This window comes from Rhizobium sp. CB2179, assembly GCF_057653455.1.
In genome coordinates this window covers 1,902,069-1,918,933 of the sequence record NZ_CM172781.1, presented here as the reverse complement: position 1 = coordinate 1,918,933, position 16,865 = coordinate 1,902,069, and the positions used below count along the sequence as shown (strand labels likewise).

Here is a 16,865-nt window from a genome sequence, read left to right as displayed (position 1 = left end):
CCCCGATACTTATTTATATGGGCCGCAGCCGCTATTTTACCCTTTTGCCGACAGCAAGCAAAAGGACGCTTTCCTGGCTGATTTCGTCCTCTTCCAATATGCCTGCGATCTGGCCCTCGTGCATGACGGCGATGCGGTCGGAAACCCCGATCACCTCTTCCATGTCGCTTGATATCATCAGGATCGCCACTCCGGCATCGGCAAGCGCTCGCATCAGGCCGTAGATCTCGTTCTTCGCGCCGATATCGATGCCGCGTGTCGGCTCGTCGAAGATCATCACCTTCGGGTTCATCGACAACCATTTGGCAAGCACCACCTTCTGCTGGTTGCCGCCGGACAGAGTGCCGGTTCGCGTCGAAACGGAGGGCGCCTTGATACCAAGGCGAACGCGCTGCTTTTCGGCGGCCGCCCTCTCCCGCTCGGCAGAAAGCATGAAGCGGCTGGAGAGCTTGGGGAGATCGGCAAGAGTTATGTTCTGGGCGATCGGGAAATCAAGAAGTATGCCGTTGCGCTTGCGATCCTCCGGTACCAGGAAAATGCCACGAGCGACGGCGTCCCGGGCAGAGCTGACCGCAATTTGCCGCCCGTCCTGCAGAATGGCTCCGCCGTAGCTCCGGTCGATGCCGAAGAGTACTTTTGCAAGCTCGGTGCGGCCCGACCCAACGAGCCCTGCAAGCCCCATGATTTCTCCATACCGGATTTCCAGATCAACGGGACGGGCGGGATAGGCCTCGGTGCGCACGCCGCTTGCCTTCAGCGCAACCGAGCCGGGCGAGCGCTGCGGTTTTGCGGTCCGGGCCGCAAGCACCCGGCCGATCATCAGCTTGACCATCTGGTCGTGGCCGATGTCTTTCTTGGCGAGCGTGCCCACAAGCGTGCCGTCGCGTAGGACTACGACCCGGTCTGCCACCCGCTCAACCTCGTGAAGGCGATGCGAGATGAAAATTACACTGATGCCATCGGCTTTCAGCGATTTGATGATGCTCAGGAGCCGCTCGGTTTCGGCCAGCGGCAGGCTGGACGTGGGTTCGTCGAAGATGACGAGCCTGGCGTTGATGGACAGCGCCTTGGCGATCTCCACCATCTGCTGCTCGGCAAGGGAAAGCGATGCCACGGGCGTGTCGGCGGAAAAATGCGCCCCTACCCGCTTCAAGAGCGGCTTCACCATGTCTCGCAGTCGATCGCGATCGACGAGCTTGAAAGGTCCCGCCTTCAGCGGTTCGCGGCCCAGGAAGATATTGGCAGCAACGTCGAGATTCTCAAAGAGATTGAGTTCTTGGTGCACGAAGGCGATGCCGGATGCGATGCTCGATTCCACGGTGAGGAAACGAAGCTCTGTGCCGTCGAGCAGGATCGTGCCTCGGTCTGGTGCGATCACGCCGCCAAGAATCTTCATCAGCGTCGATTTTCCAGCTCCGTTCTCGCCGACGAGGCCGATGACCTCTCCTGGCATGATGTCGATCGACAGGCCCTCAAGCGCAACGACGCCCGGATAGGTCTTGCCAACGCCGGAAAGCGAAAGGAACGGCGTTGTAAGCGGGTCCGGTGACGGGATGTCGGAGCTGTGGTTCATCGCCTGTCCATGGCAACTAATGCTGTGTCGGCATGACACGTCTGTCGCGGCAGCGGCAAGTGCCGCCGCCGCGAAGGAGAGTTATTTTCCAGACATAGCCTTCAGGCTGGCGGCATACTTGTCAACGTCATCCTTGCCGATGATCACCGTCGGGATGATGATCAAGCCGTTGCTGGGAACGCCTGATTTGTCGCCCTTGAGGTAGGCCGCCATCAGCTTCATACCCTGATAGGCCCATTCGAACGGCTGCTGCACGACGGTCGCTGCGATCGTGCCTTCCTTGACGCCGCCGAGCGTGATCGGATCGTCATCAAAGCCGACGACGGTGATCTGGCCCAGTTTGCCGGCGTCACGCAGCGCCTCATAGATGCGCGGCGTATTGTAGGAGTAGAAGCCGACCATGCAGGTGACGTCGGGGCTGGCCACCAGCGCGTCCTCGACATTCTTCTTTGCGCGCGTCTGGTCGATATCGTCGCCGCGGACATCTGTCAGCTCGATCTTCGTGCCCTTCAGGCCGTCCTTCATGCCCTGGATACGTTCTTTGGCATTATCGGCGCCCAGCAGGCCGACGAAGCCGATGCATTTGCCGCCGTCAGGCATCGCTTTCTTGGCGATTTCGGCCGCCTGCATGCCGGCGTCGATATTCGACGAGCCGATATAGGCGACGCGGTTGGTCTGCGGCGCGTCACTATCGGTCGTGAAGAGAGCAGTCTGCGAGCCGATCTTGTTCAAGCCGTCCGTCTGGGTCTTGGGATCGACCGCGGAGACCATGACCCCCTTGACGCCGGCACTGACCAAGTCTTCCATAAGGCGTTGCTGAACGGCGACAGATGCCTGCTCAGGGTACTTCAGCTCCATCTGGTAGTCTGGCATCTCGCCCTGCGCCTTCTTCACGCCCGCCTCTGCGGCTTTCCAGAAGTCGGATGCGCCGTTGACGACGAATGCAAGTGTCGGTTTATCGGCAGCATGCGATACGGCAATCGGCGCCGCGCTCAGCATCAACCCGGCGAAAAACAAGGCTGCATTGCGTTTCAGCTGTTTCATAATACACCTCCCGAGGGGCCGCAGTTGCACGGGCCCGTTTCCGATTTACGGCCGGCCGGATGCGCCCCCTCCCAGGGCCGTCGCAAAGCGACGAGTGGCATAGGTTCCGATCGCTCCCTGACGGTATACAAGAATTTTAATTAGTAAATAGTATTATCAATGCAGATCCAAACATTTCATCGCCCAGTGGTCAGGGCTGCAATTTCGTACTGGAAGCTGCCAATAACCGGTGGTGTTGAATCAATTCATGCAATTGCCAACGCTTTCAGATAGATGCTAATATTATTATCAGAAAACGACAATCAATCACCCTACCCCCATTATCTGAAGCAGAGACAGTTTCCACGAATGCGAAAACCCAAGACCCAAAAGAGGAATAAGCCTGTGCGCGTGACGATGATGGACATCGCCGCGGCGGCTGGCTGCTCGCAGGCGGCCGTCTCCTTCGTCCTCAACGACACGCCCGGCACCCGTATCTCCCAGCAGACGCGCGATCGCGTATGGGAGGCGGCGCGTGCGCTCGGCTACATGGAGAAGACCTATGCGACGAAGGCCTCTTATTCGGGACTGGACAACATCATCGGTTTCGCCGTCGATCAACTCGCCACCAGCCCGGAAGCGATCGTTGCGATCGAAGGCGCGCGGCAAGCCTCCTGGAACGCCGGCAATGTCCTTTTGGTAGCCCAGACGCTCAGTGATCCGGTCATGGAGCCGAAGGCCATCGAGGCTTTGACGAGCGGAGGCATATCGGCGCTCATTTATATGACAATCTATACCCGCCAGGTAGAGCTTCCCTCCTATGTCTGCGAGCTCAACATACCGACGGTCCTGCTGAACTGTTATACGGCGGACCATGCCTTTCCCGCCGTGGTGCCGAGCGAGATCGCCGGAGGCCAGAGCTCCACCCGGCATCTGATCATGCACGGGCACCATCGCATCGCGACGATCACCGGCGAAACCTGGATGCAGGCTGCGCAGGACCGGCTGACGGGATATCGCCGCGCGCTCGCGACCGCCGATATACCCTTCGATCCGGAGTTGGTTATTGAGGGCGACTGGTCGGCCGGTGCCGGCTATGCCGCCACGATGAAACTGCTTGCTCTGAAAGAGCCGCCCACCGCGATCTTCTGCCAGAACGACCGGACTGCCATCGGGTGCTACGAAGCGCTCAAGGATGCAGGGCTTCGCATTCCCCAGGACATGTCGGTGGTGGGTTATGACGACGAGGAAATTTCACGACATCTCGTACCGCCGCTGACGACTTCGGTCCTTCCGCATCTTGCCATGGGGCAATGGGCGATCGAACATCTCAACCCGGAAAGTACGCCCGGCAAGCGCTATCCCATTGCGAAGCTCGAATGCTCGCTCGTTAAGCGTCATTCCGTCGCCGCGCCGCGGCAGATCCTCGATGGCGCACATACCTCTTCATAGAACTTGGGTTCGCGCCGGGACCGACGCCAGCGGCTAGCTCGGAAACCCTGACCGGGGCGCACTGGAAGACGTGGTCGAAATCGCTTAGTGGCGATCGTACGGGCAGAGTTTGCCTTGTCGATAGGTTGCGAACGGGTTGCCCCCTGCCCTTGCCTCGTCACTGATCAACCAACCGATCCAGTATTCTCAACCACAGATACAATCTACGCAGAGACGCCGTTGACGACGTGTAGATTTGGAGCTAGCTCTATCGCCCATGAAAATCGCAATGGTTCTCGTAGTGGTGATATCGCGCATGGGCAGGACGATCTGATCGTCCGGCAATAGCCACCCATGCGCCGAAAACAGGTCCCTGACGGGGCCTTTTTTTACGCCCCGTCGCACCATCACCTCACTCACGACGGAACCCAGATATGACCGGCGAGACAGCCAACTCTTCTCTCAACAACCCTTCTGATCGTCGCATGAACGGCGGCGAGATCGTTCTGCAGGCGCTGCGCGACAACGGCGTCGAACACATTTTCGGTTACCCCGGCGCAGCGGTGCTGCCGATCTATGACGAAATCTTCCAACAGGAGGACATCAAACATTTCCTGGTGCGCCATGAGCAAGGCGCCGGACACGCAGCCGAAGGCTATGCCCGCTCGACCGGAAGAGTTGGCGTCATGCTGGTGACATCAGGACCAGGCGTTACAAATGCGGTTACGGCGCTGCAGGATGCCCTTATGGACTCCGTTCCGCTCGTCTGCCTCGCCGGCCAGGTGCCGACAAGTCTGATCGGCACGGACGCTTTTCAGGAATGCGATACGGTCGGCATCACCCGCCCCTGCACAAAGCACAATTTCCTGGTCCAACACATCGACGATCTGGCCAAAACGATCCATCTGGCTTTCCGGATCGCGGCGGCCGGTCGACCCGGTCCTGTTCTCGTCGACATGCCGAAGGACGTGCTCTTCGCCAGCGGGACCTACGTCTCACCTGACAAAATATCTCCTCTGCCGAGCTACCAGCCGGCAATGCAAGGCGATCAAAACGCGATCCGAGCGGCGATCTCATTGATGGCCGAAGCCCGGCGCCCCATCATCTATACCGGCGGCGGCATCATCAACTCCGGACCGGAGGCGTCGAGAGTGTTGCGTGAGTTCGTCGACCTCACCGGCTTTCCCGTAACGTCCACCGTCATGGGGCTTGGAGCCTATCCCGCCACCGGGCCGAACTGGCTGCGGGTTGCCGGACAGGACGGCTCGCATGAAGCCAATATGGCAATCGGCGAGTGCGATCTGATGGTCGCCATCGGCGCGCGGTTTGACGATCTTGCGATCTCGCGCGTCCATGAATTTTCGCCTCACTCGAAGAAAATCCAGATCGATATCGATACCTCGTCGATCAACAAACGCGTTCCCGTCGATATCGGCATTCAAGGTGACGCCGCGCATGTGCTGGCGGATATGATCCATGCCTGGCGGTCGCTTTCCTCCGTCCCCGACCAGAAGCGGTTGCGGGCGTGGTGGACACAGATCGATCATTGGCGAGCCCACCATTCGTTTTCCTACGAGCGGCTGGACCATGCAATCATGCCGCAACATGCCCTGGAGCGCCTGCATGCGCTGACAAAGCCGCACGACCCCATCATCGCTACGGAGATCGGTCAGCAAATGTGGGTGGCGCAGTTTTTCGGTTTCGACAAACCCAATCGCTGGATTACCTCTGGTGGATTGGGGACGATGGGTTTCGGTCTTCCTGCTGCGCTGGGCGCGCAGCTCGCAAATCCCGGCCGCCTTGTCATCGACATTGCCGGCGACGCGTCGGTGCAAACGACGATGAAGGAGCTGTCGACGGCGATACAGCATCAAGCGCCGATCAAGATCTTCGTCTTGAGCGGTGAGCATCCGGGCATGGCGCGAGAATGGGGTCAGGTACCGGATGGCAATGGTCGATCGCGCGCTTATTCGGCCTCGCTGCCCGATTTCGCCAAGCTCGCGGAAGCCTATGGCGCCGTCGGCCTTCGCTGCGAGAGCCCGAGCGAACTCGATGCCAGGATCGAGGAGATGATCGACGTGGACCGGCCGGTGCTCCTTCACTGCCGGGTTGCAAGGCTCGCCGACACCCTTCGGCAGTAACGGCCGGTGATCGAACACCCCAAAAGCAAGCCGTGCGATCCTGCGGCCCGCAGTCATCGTCTATGCCTAGCCGGGGACCTCATGATCGAGACTGACGTCTCGATCATGTATTTATGCCGAAAGTGTCAGCGGCGCTTATTGCGGCGGATAACGTCTTCAGCGGCAACGGCAACAAACTCGCTGTCTTCGGCACGCATCGCGGGCGCAAGTTCCTTTTGCAGGGCATCCCATGCCTCGTCGCGCGTTTGCAAATCGCGTCGGATCAGGGCGCGAATGTATTCGCTCGCATTCTCATAGAGGCCGTCGTCGCCGATCTGCTGTTGAATGTGATCTTGCAGCACGCCGCCGACCTTCACGTGAATGCTGCCCGATGCCATCGGCCTACCCTTTCGTTCTTCTTCTATCGTGGGATAGCGTAGCACATTAATCGTGACATGGTTTCTCGAACCTCACTCGGCGACCTGGCTGTCTTAAGATCTTCTGACCAGGATCATCATCGTCGGTCCGCCGCTTGTTTAGTGCTTGCGGGCCTGGGGCAGCAGGTTCATGCTTGTTTCCTATTCTGAGGCCTGCTGGTTGCGGCTGAAATAGCCGTACATCGGGGTTTCGTGAGATGCGTCCGATGGAGTGCAGCGGCTGCGGTTTCGATATTCAAAGCGGTTTTGCTTTCTGTCCGCGATGCGGCGCAAGGCAGCCTAAAACCTGCGACGCCTGCGGCCATCCCTGTCAGCCCGATTTTGCCTTCTGCCCCCAATGTGGCGCGTCGATATCAGGTAAAGTCCAACCCGCAACGAAGCCGAAGATCGAGGCGCTACCTCAATCAGAGGGCGATGCCGACCGGCGGCCGGTGACCGTGCTCTTTGCCGATCTCTGCGGCTTCACGACCCTGAGCGAGCAGATCGACCCTGAAGTCATGCGGGTGCTGCAGAACGAATTGTTCGAAGAGATGACCCAGGCAGTCGAAGCCTATGGCGGCTTCGTCGACAAATTCGTCGGCGATGCGCTGCTGGCGCTGTTCGGCGCGCCGGTCGCCCATGAGGATGATCCGGTCCGGGCGCTTGGTGCCGCACTCGATATGATCGGTCGGGCGACGCAGGTCGGCGAGCGCTGGCACGCCCGCGCCGGCGTGCCGCTGCGTCTGCATATCGGCATCAATAGCGGCCCTGTCGTTACCGGCGGCTTCGGTGCGGTCAGTACAAAATCCTATTCGGTGACCGGCGACACGGTGAACACCGCCCAACGCCTGCAATCCATGGCCGGCGAAAACGATATCCTTGTCGGGCCACTGACCTATCGCCTCACCCGCCATGCCTTTGCCTTCGACAGTCTCGGAGCGCAGGCATTGCGGGGCAAAAGCGGCAACGTCCTTGTCCATCGGCTGACAGGGCTGTCGGAAGCGCCGCATACGGCGCGCGGGCTCGAGAGTTTCGGCCTTCAGGCGCCGATGATCGGACGGGATACGGAAATGTCGCGGTTGCTGACATGCCTCGATCTTGCCTGCGGTGGTGCGGCGCAGCTCGTCCGCCTGATCGGCGAAGCGGGCATCGGCAAGTCGCGGCTGGTCAACGAATTCGTCGCCATAGCCAGCAATGCCGCCCGTTTCCAGGGCCTCGCCATCCGCAAGGCGACCTGCTCTCCCCTCGGCGAACAATCCTATGGCACGCTCGGCGCGGTCGTGCGCAGCGCCTACGGCATCGGCGAGCGGGACGATCTCGACAGGGCGCGGCAATCGCTGGCAACGGGCTTCCGCGCGCTCGATCTGACGCAGGAGGAGGTCGAGGGACTTCTGCCGCTTTTTCTGCATGTCCTCGGCCTCGGCGATCCCGATGGCGCGTTGCGGTACATCGAGCCGGAGCAGCTGCGGCGGCAGATCTTCTATGCCGTCCGCACCGTCTTCGAGCGGCGGCTGGCGCAAGGTCCCCTGCTGCTTGTCATCGAGGATCTGCACTGGGCGGATGCCGCCTCACTGGAAGTGCTTCGCTTCATGATGGACCGGCTGGAGCGCAGCCGGTTGATGCTGCTGGCGGTCTACCGGCCGACATCGCAGACCGACCCACTGGACTCCAATCGTGTCAGCGTCACCGTGCAGCGTCTTGCACCACTGTTTGCGGCCGACGGGCAGAAGCTGCTTGCTGCGTTTTTCGGCGAGGATCAAGGCAAGTTGCCGGTCACGATGCGCAAGCGTATCCTCGACCGCGCCGGCGGCAATCCGCTTTTCATCGAAGAAATCCTTCGGGCGCTGATCGACATGGGCACGTTGCACAATGACGGCCAGCGCTGGCATGTCGCAGCGGAAGACACGGACGTCGATATACCGGTGAACCTGCAAGCCCTGTTGCTTGCCCGCGTCGATCGTCTGCCGCAGGACATCAGACGGCTGGCGCAAGAGGCGGCGGTGGTCGGCCCGAAGTTCGATACCGCCCTGCTCCGCACCATCGCCACCGACCCAGCCGCCATCGATGCCGCATTGGATCATCTCTGCGATGCCAATATCATCGAGGAATTGCGCGGGCCCGATGCCGGCGGATCGCCGGGATATCGCTTCAGCCAGACACTGATGCACGACGTCATCTACCATAATCTCCTGCTGCAACGGCGCATGGAGCTTCATCAACGCATCGGCCGGGCTCTGGAACGTCAATATGGCGCAGCGCCCGATCGGCCCGAGCACCTGGCGCAGCTCGGCCATCACTTCAGCCTGACCACCGAAAAGGCCAAAGGGGCCACCTATCTGATGGCGGCGGGTGATCTGGCGCGCAAGGCCTACGCCAATGACGATGCAATGCGCCTCTACCGTCAGGCCCTTGCGGCCTTCGCAAACGAGGCGGAGGTGACACCGGAACAACTGGCGCTCTTGGAGCGCCTTGCCGATCTCTGCGGCCCCGCCGGCCTGCGCGACGCCGCCTTGAACCATTATCAGCGGGCGCTTGCGATCCACCGCACCAAAGACGACCCTATTGCCGCAGCGAGGATATTGCGCAAGGTCGGCCGTTTGCATCTCGATGCAGGACGCCGCGATCAAGCGGAGACATATTTGGCCGAAGCCGAAGCGATAATCGCGACAATCGATGCGCCGGTCGAACGTGCACATGTCCTGCAGGAGCGTGGCCATCTGGCCTTCCGCATGGGGGATCAGGCCGCTGCCGCCGAGTGGGCGACGCAGGCACTTCAATGCCTGCAAACGCTGCCGATCGACGGGACGACCGAGGCCGGACGGGAGACAGCGCGAGCGATGGCGGAGGCGCTGAACACCAAGGGTGCGGCCTTTGCGCGGCTAGGACGTCGCCGCGAGGCCGTGCAGGAAGTGGAGCGCAGCCTCTCGGTCGCCGAAAAAGCCGATCTGCAAAGTGCTGCCTGTCGCGCCTATTCCAATCTCGGCGTTCTCTACACGATTGTTGATCCAGCCAACGCCATCAAGATCTGCCGGCGCGGATTGGAGCTTGCGACCCGTATCGGCGATCTCGGCTTCCAGGCGCGGCTTCTCGCCAACCTCGCAGTTGCCTGCTGCACCTTCACCGATCGCTGCGCCGCTGAGGGTGTACCGGCTGCGGAAAAGGCCGTCGAAATCGACCGGGCGCTCGATCAGCGCGACCATCTCTCCGTGCCGCTGATCGTGCTGGGCCAAATTCATCAATGCCACGGGCAGCCAAAGCTAGCTCGTAAGTATTACGAAGAAGCCCTTGAGGTTGCGAAGGAAATTGATGAACCGCAACTGCTCTTTCCGTGCTATGATGGATTGGCGACACTCAGCCTTGAGCATGACGACATGGACGAGGCGGAACGGTATTTCACGCTGGCACAGGATGTGTGCATCCGCCACAACCTCGATCCAGGCACGCTTGTCGTCCTGCCGTTTCTCGACTGACTTGTCCTCGTTGCAGTGATCGCCGGAGATCGATTAGGCAAATCGATTCAAGAAGATAAAGGGAGGAACGAAACATGCAGGAGAACCACGCCGCAAGACCATTGCAGCCAGGAGATCGCGCGCCGAACGTGGTGCTGGATGCGATCACCCGCCAGGGCAAGGTCGCCATCGACGATTTTCGCGGCCAGAAGCCGGTGCTCGTCGGGTTGTTCCGCGGATTGCATTGCCCCTTCTGTCGCCGGCAGATCGCCGCCATGGCTGAACTCACCGATGCCTTGCAGGAGAAAGGCATCGACAGCCTGACCATCGTCAACACGCCGATCGACCGCGCTCGCCTCTATTTCCGCTACCATCCGCTTCCCAATTTGCTGGCGGCCTCGGACCCGGAACGGGTATCGCACAGGGCCTTCGGCCTGCCGAATCTTCAGTTCACCGAAGATGAGAATGAGTGGCCGCGCAAAGTCAGCATGAACATGGTGATGTCGATGCGCATCGACATGCCGGGCGAGCTTCCAGCGCCTATGGACCCGATGGCGGCGTCGGAATTCCTCGACAAGGCGGACGGCTATGAAATCACCGAGGATGACAAGCAGATGATCGCCACCGGCCACGGCCAACTCGTCGGCGAATTCCTGCTCGATCGGGATGGCGTCGTGCGCTGGTGTTTCACGGAAGTCGAGGAGGATGGTCGCCATATGTTCGGCGGTCCCGCCCCTCGGGAAGTGATGTCGGCAGCGTCGAACATGGCTGTTTGAAACGAATGATCTTTAAAGCGCGCCGCATCGAATCGGATTCATGCGACGCGCCTTCGATGAGACGAACGACACGTTCGGCGTCCGCACCGAGCCCTCTTACCTCAAGGAACAAATCTCGCATGGCGATGTTGTCATTACGACAAACATAGGATCATGGGAGGAACTCATGCGGAAATCTCTTCAGTGCGTACTGGTCGGCTTGGCTGCGATAAGCGGCTTGACGATCTCGCCGACGATCGCGGCCGCGCAGGACTTGGAGTTGCGGGTCCGCCCCGGTGGCGTCGGCGTTTACGATCGGAATCGCGATCGTGACCGATATGACGGATATGATCGGCGCGGACCGCGCGGATGCGATCCGGATGATGCTCTCGACATCGCACGCAGCGAAGGACTTCGCAGGGCGCAGATCGTACGCATGTCTCCCCGCAGTATCGTTGTGCAGGGAATGACGCGCCGCGGACCGGAACGAATGACCTTCGCAAACCGGCGAGGCTGCCCGGAAATCTGACCGCGGCGTGAGCAATTGAGGTGGGCGGCCGAGCCTTCGAGATTGTCGAAGGAATGCGGCCCGCGCGGCCTTGTTTTCAAACCGGCGGAACCTTTGGCCACTCTGGACATTGCTGCCCATGCAGCGCTCTGCCTTGGGTCGCGTGCACGTTGGAGCACCATAGGAGGATTCATCATGATGAGCGGTCAATTGAAGGCGCTTCTCGCCGTCCTTGCCGTTGCCGGCTACCAAAACAGAGACAAGATCGGAGAGCTTCTGCGGGGCATCCAGAACCCTCAGCAGGGTGGCGAGGGAAACCCGCAGCCCGGCGGGCTTGGTGGCCTTCTTGGTGGACTGGCCGGTTCGGGTGGTCTCGGCGGCCTTCTCGGCGGATTGACATCCGGCAGTATCGTCAGCGGCGGTCTCGGCGATCTGCTGAAGACGTTTCAGCAGAATGGTCACGGTGATACGGCGGAGTCTTGGGTAAAGCCCGGTCCGAATGCGGACATCGATGACGGCCAGCTCGCGGAAGCGCTGGGCTCAGATGTTCTGAACGAGATCGCTGCCAATACCGGCCTTTCGCATCAAGAGATTTTGGGGCGACTGAAGCGCGATCTTCCCAAAGCGGTCGACGACCTGACGCCAAACGGAAAACTCCCCACCGCCGAAGAGGATTTTTTGTCTTCCGCGAGCCAATTCACCACCTCCGCGCGGCCCGGCACCATCTAAGCCGGGCCGTCTATGAGGCGCGGTAGCATCACTCCGGAAGACCGGCCTTGCGGTAGCCGTCAATGAAATGCTCAAGCGTCCGAGCGTCGCGGAATGGCTCGGTCGCAGCCCAGTGGCGGGTTGAAAAATGCGGGTTGGCGACGAGGAACAGTTCGGCCTCGGCGCGCGCCTCGTCGAGCCGGCCAAGTTGGGCAAGACTTGCCGCCAGGAAACGGCGTGAGCTCGTGCGATAGGTCTCGTCGCTGCGCAGCGTCTCAACAGCGGCTTCGTATTGGCCGGCGGCATAGTGCGCCTGCCCGAGCGTCAGATAGTACCAACTTGCCGGAAACGGGTTCAGGCGGAAGGCCTTGGCGATATGCTCAAGGCCCTCCCCGACCCGCCCGGCCAGGACGGCAATGTCGGATAGTGCTGCAAAGGTGTCGGCCTCGTTCGGGTCGAGCTCGATCGCCTTGGCGAATTCCGCATCCGCTTCGGCAAAGCTGCGCTCATAGGCAAGCAAGTAAGCCAAAATCCAACGGCAGCCGGCATCATTGGGATCGATCGCGACCGCTTTGCGTGCCAGCTCCAAAGCAAGGCTGCGGGTGGGTTGCGTTGGTCCGCCGGAATGAACCTCTCCCATCCAGTGGTTCATGGCAAGCCAGCGATAGGCCTCGGCATAGTCGGGATCGAGGGAAATCGCGCGCGTCAGCATCAGATGCGCTTCCCGCGCCGCCTGCGGCGTATCATCCATCAGCCTGCGCGCCCGCACGCAGAGATCGTAAGCCTCGAGATTTTTGGGCCGATTGCGCGATGGCGGTGCGCGCAGCCGCCCGAGCAGCGCTTCGACGATCTTGCCGGTGACCTCGTCCTGAACGGCAAAGATATCGTCGAGGCTGCGATCGAAGCGTTCCGCCCATAGATGATCGCCACTTGCCGCATCGACCAGCTTGGCGTTGACGCGCACGTGCCCTGCTACGCGTCTTGCGCTTCCCTCCACCAGGTAGCGTACGCCGAGCTCCTCGGCGATCTCGCCTACGTCCCTCGCCTTTCCCTTGTAGGCGAAGGCCGAGTTGCGGGCGATGACGAACAGGCCCGGCATTCTGGACAAGTCGGTGATCAGGTCTTCCGTCAGCCCGTCGGCGAAGGATTCCTGCTCGGGATCGTTGCTGATATTGACAAATGGCAGCACTGCTATCGATGGTTTGTCAGGCAGCGGCAAAGCTTTTCGCTTCACGCCGCCAAGCTGGTTGATGGCGCCTATGAAGCGGTAGCCGATGCGCGGAACCGTGGAGATCCATTCACCGCCGTTCGCGGCCGGACCAAGCAGCTTGCGCAGCTGCGCAATCTGGACAGTCAGGTTGCCCTCCTCGACTGATATGCCCGGCCACGCCGCGTCCATCAACTCGGCCTTGCCCAAGATTTCGCCGGGTCGTCCGACAAGCGCTGCAAGCAGCTTGACCCCGCGGTGGCCGACGGCAACGGGATCATCGTTCCGAAGAAGCGTTCCCGCAGCCGGATCAAGCACGAATGGTCCAAAGGCAAAACGCGATCCCTGCATAAGGCGCATCCTAGAGTCATTAAAGCTTGGATGGAACTGTTCGCCCTTAGGCCGCGTGGCATCGAGGACGCGATCAGTGTAAATCGTGTTCCAATGGCCGATTGCGGTGACGACCAAATAATGACTGCCTGAAAATAGAGCGTCGAGGTGACTCCCATGGCTTTCTGGATGGCGGGTGCAGTTGGATTAACGATCGCCTATCTCCTCGGTTCCACACCCTCGGGCTATCTGGCGGGCAAACTGATCAGGGGCATCGATATCCGGGAGCATGGCTCTAAATCCACCGGGGCAACGAATGTATTGCGAACGCTCGGCAAATGGCCTGCATTTGTGGTGCTTCTGGTCGACGTCTTGAAAGGTGTGGGAGCAGTCGTCTTTGCCCGCTGGTTTTACCCTTGGTTCTCGACAGTCTCATCGGGCACGCCACCGACAGCGCTTGACCTGCAAAGCCTAGAGCCTTGGGCTGTTTGTCTCGCAGGACTTGCCGTGTTGTTGGGGCATGGCCGTTCGGTCTGGCTCAACTTTACGGGAGGCAAGTCGGTTGCCACGGGGCTCGGCGTGTTGCTGGCGATGTCATGGCCCGTAGGTTTGGGCGCTGTGGCGGTTTTCGGCGTTACGTTGGCGGCCTTCCGGATTGTTTCCCTGAGTTCGATACTGGCAGCATTGACGGCCATCGCTCTCGTCTGCGGCTTGGAACAACCGCTGCCCTATCGTCTGCTGGTGATCGCAGGCGGCATTTACGTGATTGCCCGCCATCGCACCAACATTCGGCGGCTACTGGCCGGGACGGAGCCTCGTCTGGGCAAGGTCGCCTAGAGCGGTTCAGCTTTTAATGGAAGCGCAGGGCCGCTCTAGCTTTTTGTTTTTACGCAATTCCGGACGGAAAACCGCTTCGCACTTTTCCTGGAATTGCTTTAGAAGCGAAAACGCACCGCACCATGCACTGGTTGCTGCCAGAGGAAACAGGGTTTCAATCTTGCCGGACGATGGCGCCGACCGCATTGACCAGAAGGCGTGCGGCGGTCAGGGCCGACAGGCCGTCAATGTCGGCAGGAGGATAGAGCTCGACAAGGTCGAATCCTGCGATTCTGGCCCGCCTGCCGAGGCCCGCGATCAGGTCGATCACCTCAGTGTAGGTGAGGCCGCCGGGCGTACGCGCCACCACGCCCGGCATGATGCTGGGATCGAGGCTGTCGCAGTCGAGGGTGACGACGACCCGCGCTCCTTCCGGAATATGCCGGAGAGCGGCTTTGGGCCCCTCGGCATGAATCTCGCGGGCGGTCACGAAGCGGCTGCCGTAGGCCCGCGCCGCTTCGATGTCGGCGAGGCGTGCGCTGCCGACGCTGCGGAGGCCGACCTGGACCATGCCGGCGACATGCGGCATCTCGCTCGCCCGACGCATCGGGCTCGAATAGCCGTGGCGCTCGCCATGCACCTCGTCGCGCCAGTCGATATGGGCGTCGATCTGCAGGATCCAGACCGGCTCTTGGTCCGCAAAGCCAGCGAGGAAGGGAATGGTCACGGAACAATCGCCGCCGAGCAGGATCGGCACTGCGGGCATTGACAGGACCTCGCGCGTCCTCGCCTCGATCCGGGCTCGATTGCCGGCATTGTCATGAAGGATGGTTGGAACGTCGCCAGCGTCAACGCAGCAGACCGGATTGTGGTCAAACAGCGGACCGCCGAGATCGAAATCCCAGTGCTCGACGAGCGCGGCATCATCCTGGCTCGCAGCGCGGATGGCGCCGGCCGCCAAGACATAGCCGCTGCCGTCCTTGCCGGGATAGATGCTGCCGTGAGCGGCTGCGAAGATCACCGCTCGGGGCAAGCGACCATCGGCGAGGCGATCGGGAAGGCCAAGAAAGGAAGGTGAGGCGGTCATTTACTGATGGTCCTGATGATGTCCGGCTGAAATTGCTGTGGTGAGGACTTTTGAGAATTCGATGCTGACCTGTTTAGTCTGTTTGGACGTTTTTGAGAACTTTTTGGGAAAGCTTAAGTACGACGCTCACCCTATCCTGCAGAATTCGTCCTCTTTCAGGTGAAAGGCCCCCGGCCCTTCAACCCTATGGAGGTTGCTGTGAACGATATTTCCTGCGTGGAGCCGGCGGACGTGTCGGATCGACACTTGCACGGCACGACATCGCCGCGAGTGGATCGGATCCCATGGGCCGCGATGGCGGGCATCATCGCGACCGTCACGGTGTTTGCCGTGGCGCAGGGGCTGACCTATCCGCTGCTCAGCTTCATCCTGGAACGGCAAGGGACGACATCAGGCCTGATCGGCTTGTCGGCGGCGATGACGCCGCTCGGTTTCATCCTATCGGCGCCCTTCATTCCTGCGCTTTCACGGCGCGTGGGTGGGGCGCGGTTGGCGATCCTGTGTTCGATCCTGGCCGCGCTCACTCTAATGACGATTGCCTGGGCGCAGGACGTCTGGGCCTGGATGCCGCTGCGCTTCCTGCTCGGCGTCTTCGCCAATCCGCTTTACGTGATCAGCGAAACCTGGCTGATCTCGATCACGCCGGCGCCACGCCGGGGCCGGATCATGGGTCTCTATTCATCGATCGTTTCGGGCGGCTTCGCCATCGGCCCGCTGTCGCTCTGGCTCACCGGCACGGAGGGTTGGCCGCCCTTCGCGATCGGCATTGCGGCCTTCCTCCTCTGCGGCCTGATCGTGCTTGCGGTCGTCCCACGCCTGCCCGACATGCCTGGTGAAGGCGAGGCAACAACGGTGGGCCGCTTCTTCGCGCTAGCACCACTGCTGTTGTTTGCCGTTTTTACCGCTGCCGCCTTCGAGCAGATCCTGCTTTCCCTCTTCGCGGTCTATGGCGCAGCACTCGGCAGCGCCGAGGAGCGCATCGCTTCGCTCATCACCTGTTTCATCGCCGGCAATGCCGTATTGCAGATTTTACTCGGGCGCTTGGCCGAACGGTTCGGCTCGACGCGGATGATGCTCTTCTGCGTCCTGGCCTGCCTCGCCAGCTGTCTGCTGCTGCCGTCGGCCTTCAATTCGTGGCTCATCTGGCCGCTGCTTTTCGTCTGGGGCGGGGTCTCGTTCGGGATCTACACCCTGTCGCTGATCCTGCTCGGCGAGCGTTTCACCGGCCAGGCCCTGATCGCCGGTAACGCCGCCTTCGCCTTGGTATGGGGCATCGGCGGCATCGTCGGATCGCCCGCGACAGGACTGGCGATGCAACTGATCGGACATCAGGGTCTGCCATTGTCCGTTGGCCTGCTCAGCTGTGGGCTGGCGGTGTTGCTGATGGCCAGGAGATGGCGGGGCTGATCGAGGCACTTGCTCGTGCCGCCCTGCCCCGCTTC

13 protein-coding genes are annotated in these 16,865 nt (G+C 61.0%); 8 read left to right on the top strand and 5 right to left on the bottom strand.

Annotated elements, in window-relative coordinates; translation table 11 throughout:
- Positions 1-31: 31 nt before the first annotated feature.
- Positions 32-1,573: a sugar ABC transporter ATP-binding protein gene (locus AC244Q_RS09650; RefSeq protein ID WP_128406957.1), complete on the bottom strand. Its 1,542-nt coding sequence runs from the start codon at positions 1,571-1,573 to the stop codon at positions 32-34.
- Between the two features lie 81 nt (positions 1,574-1,654).
- On the bottom strand, positions 1,655-2,617 hold the full coding sequence (locus AC244Q_RS09645) for a sugar-binding protein (RefSeq protein ID WP_012757474.1): 963 nt from the start codon (positions 2,615-2,617) through the stop codon (positions 1,655-1,657).
- A 348-nt stretch (positions 2,618-2,965) separates the two neighbouring features.
- Here AC244Q_RS09645 and AC244Q_RS09640 point away from each other — a divergent pair, with 348 nt between their 5' ends.
- Together AC244Q_RS09640 and ilvB are read left to right on the top strand one after the other, a co-directional pair.
- On the top strand, positions 2,966-4,048 hold the full coding sequence (locus tag AC244Q_RS09640) for a LacI family DNA-binding transcriptional regulator (RefSeq protein ID WP_128406958.1): 1,083 nt from the start codon (positions 2,966-2,968) through the stop codon (positions 4,046-4,048).
- A 413-nt stretch (positions 4,049-4,461) separates the two neighbouring features.
- A complete protein-coding gene (gene ilvB / locus AC244Q_RS09635) occupies positions 4,462-6,168 on the top strand; it encodes a biosynthetic-type acetolactate synthase large subunit (protein ID WP_128406959.1) in 1,707 nt (568 codons plus the stop codon).
- Between the two features lie 125 nt (positions 6,169-6,293).
- Here ilvB and AC244Q_RS09630 read toward each other — a convergent pair whose 3' ends face one another.
- A complete protein-coding gene (locus AC244Q_RS09630) occupies positions 6,294-6,545 on the bottom strand; it encodes a ribbon-helix-helix domain-containing protein (protein WP_128406960.1) in 252 nt (83 codons plus the stop codon).
- A gap of 245 nt (positions 6,546-6,790) precedes the next feature.
- Here AC244Q_RS09630 and AC244Q_RS09625 point away from each other — a divergent pair, with 245 nt between their 5' ends.
- The 4 genes from AC244Q_RS09625 to AC244Q_RS09610 all read left to right on the top strand — a co-directional run bounded on the left by AC244Q_RS09625 (position 6,791) and on the right by AC244Q_RS09610 (position 12,004).
- Positions 6,791-10,033 carry an adenylate/guanylate cyclase domain-containing protein gene (locus tag AC244Q_RS09625; RefSeq protein ID WP_128406961.1) on the top strand — a complete coding sequence of 1,081 codons (3,243 nt, stop codon included), beginning with the start codon at positions 6,791-6,793 and terminating at the stop codon, positions 10,031-10,033.
- Between the two features lie 74 nt (positions 10,034-10,107).
- Positions 10,108-10,788, top strand: a complete 681-nt coding sequence (locus tag AC244Q_RS09620; protein ID WP_012757470.1) for a peroxiredoxin-like family protein — start codon at positions 10,108-10,110, stop codon at positions 10,786-10,788.
- A 166-nt stretch (positions 10,789-10,954) separates the two neighbouring features.
- Complete coding sequence (locus AC244Q_RS09615; protein WP_128406962.1) at positions 10,955-11,296, top strand: hypothetical protein; 342 nt, start codon at positions 10,955-10,957, stop codon at positions 11,294-11,296.
- Between the two features lie 174 nt (positions 11,297-11,470).
- Positions 11,471-12,004, top strand: coding sequence for a YidB family protein (locus AC244Q_RS09610; protein WP_113545080.1), 534 nt, complete (start codon positions 11,471-11,473; stop codon positions 12,002-12,004).
- Positions 12,005-12,032: 28 nt separating this feature from the next.
- Here AC244Q_RS09610 and AC244Q_RS09605 read toward each other — a convergent pair whose 3' ends face one another.
- On the bottom strand, positions 12,033-13,541 hold the full coding sequence (locus tag AC244Q_RS09605) for a winged helix-turn-helix domain-containing tetratricopeptide repeat protein (protein WP_128406963.1): 1,509 nt from the start codon (positions 13,539-13,541) through the stop codon (positions 12,033-12,035).
- Between the two features lie 156 nt (positions 13,542-13,697).
- Here AC244Q_RS09605 and plsY point away from each other — a divergent pair, with 156 nt between their 5' ends.
- Positions 13,698-14,357 carry a glycerol-3-phosphate 1-O-acyltransferase PlsY gene (plsY, locus tag AC244Q_RS09600; RefSeq protein ID WP_128406964.1) on the top strand — a complete coding sequence of 220 codons (660 nt, stop codon included), beginning with the start codon at positions 13,698-13,700 and terminating at the stop codon, positions 14,355-14,357.
- A 154-nt stretch (positions 14,358-14,511) separates the two neighbouring features.
- On the opposite strand, the gene AC244Q_RS09595 is transcribed toward plsY, so the two are convergent.
- Positions 14,512-15,423, bottom strand: a complete 912-nt coding sequence (locus AC244Q_RS09595; RefSeq protein ID WP_128406965.1) for an agmatinase — start codon at positions 15,421-15,423, stop codon at positions 14,512-14,514.
- Between the two features lie 186 nt (positions 15,424-15,609).
- On the opposite strand from AC244Q_RS09595, the gene AC244Q_RS09590 reads away from it, so the two are divergent.
- Positions 15,610-16,830 carry an MFS transporter gene (locus AC244Q_RS09590; RefSeq protein WP_128406966.1) on the top strand — a complete coding sequence of 407 codons (1,221 nt, stop codon included), beginning with the start codon at positions 15,610-15,612 and terminating at the stop codon, positions 16,828-16,830.
- Positions 16,831-16,865: the final 35 nt, after the last annotated feature.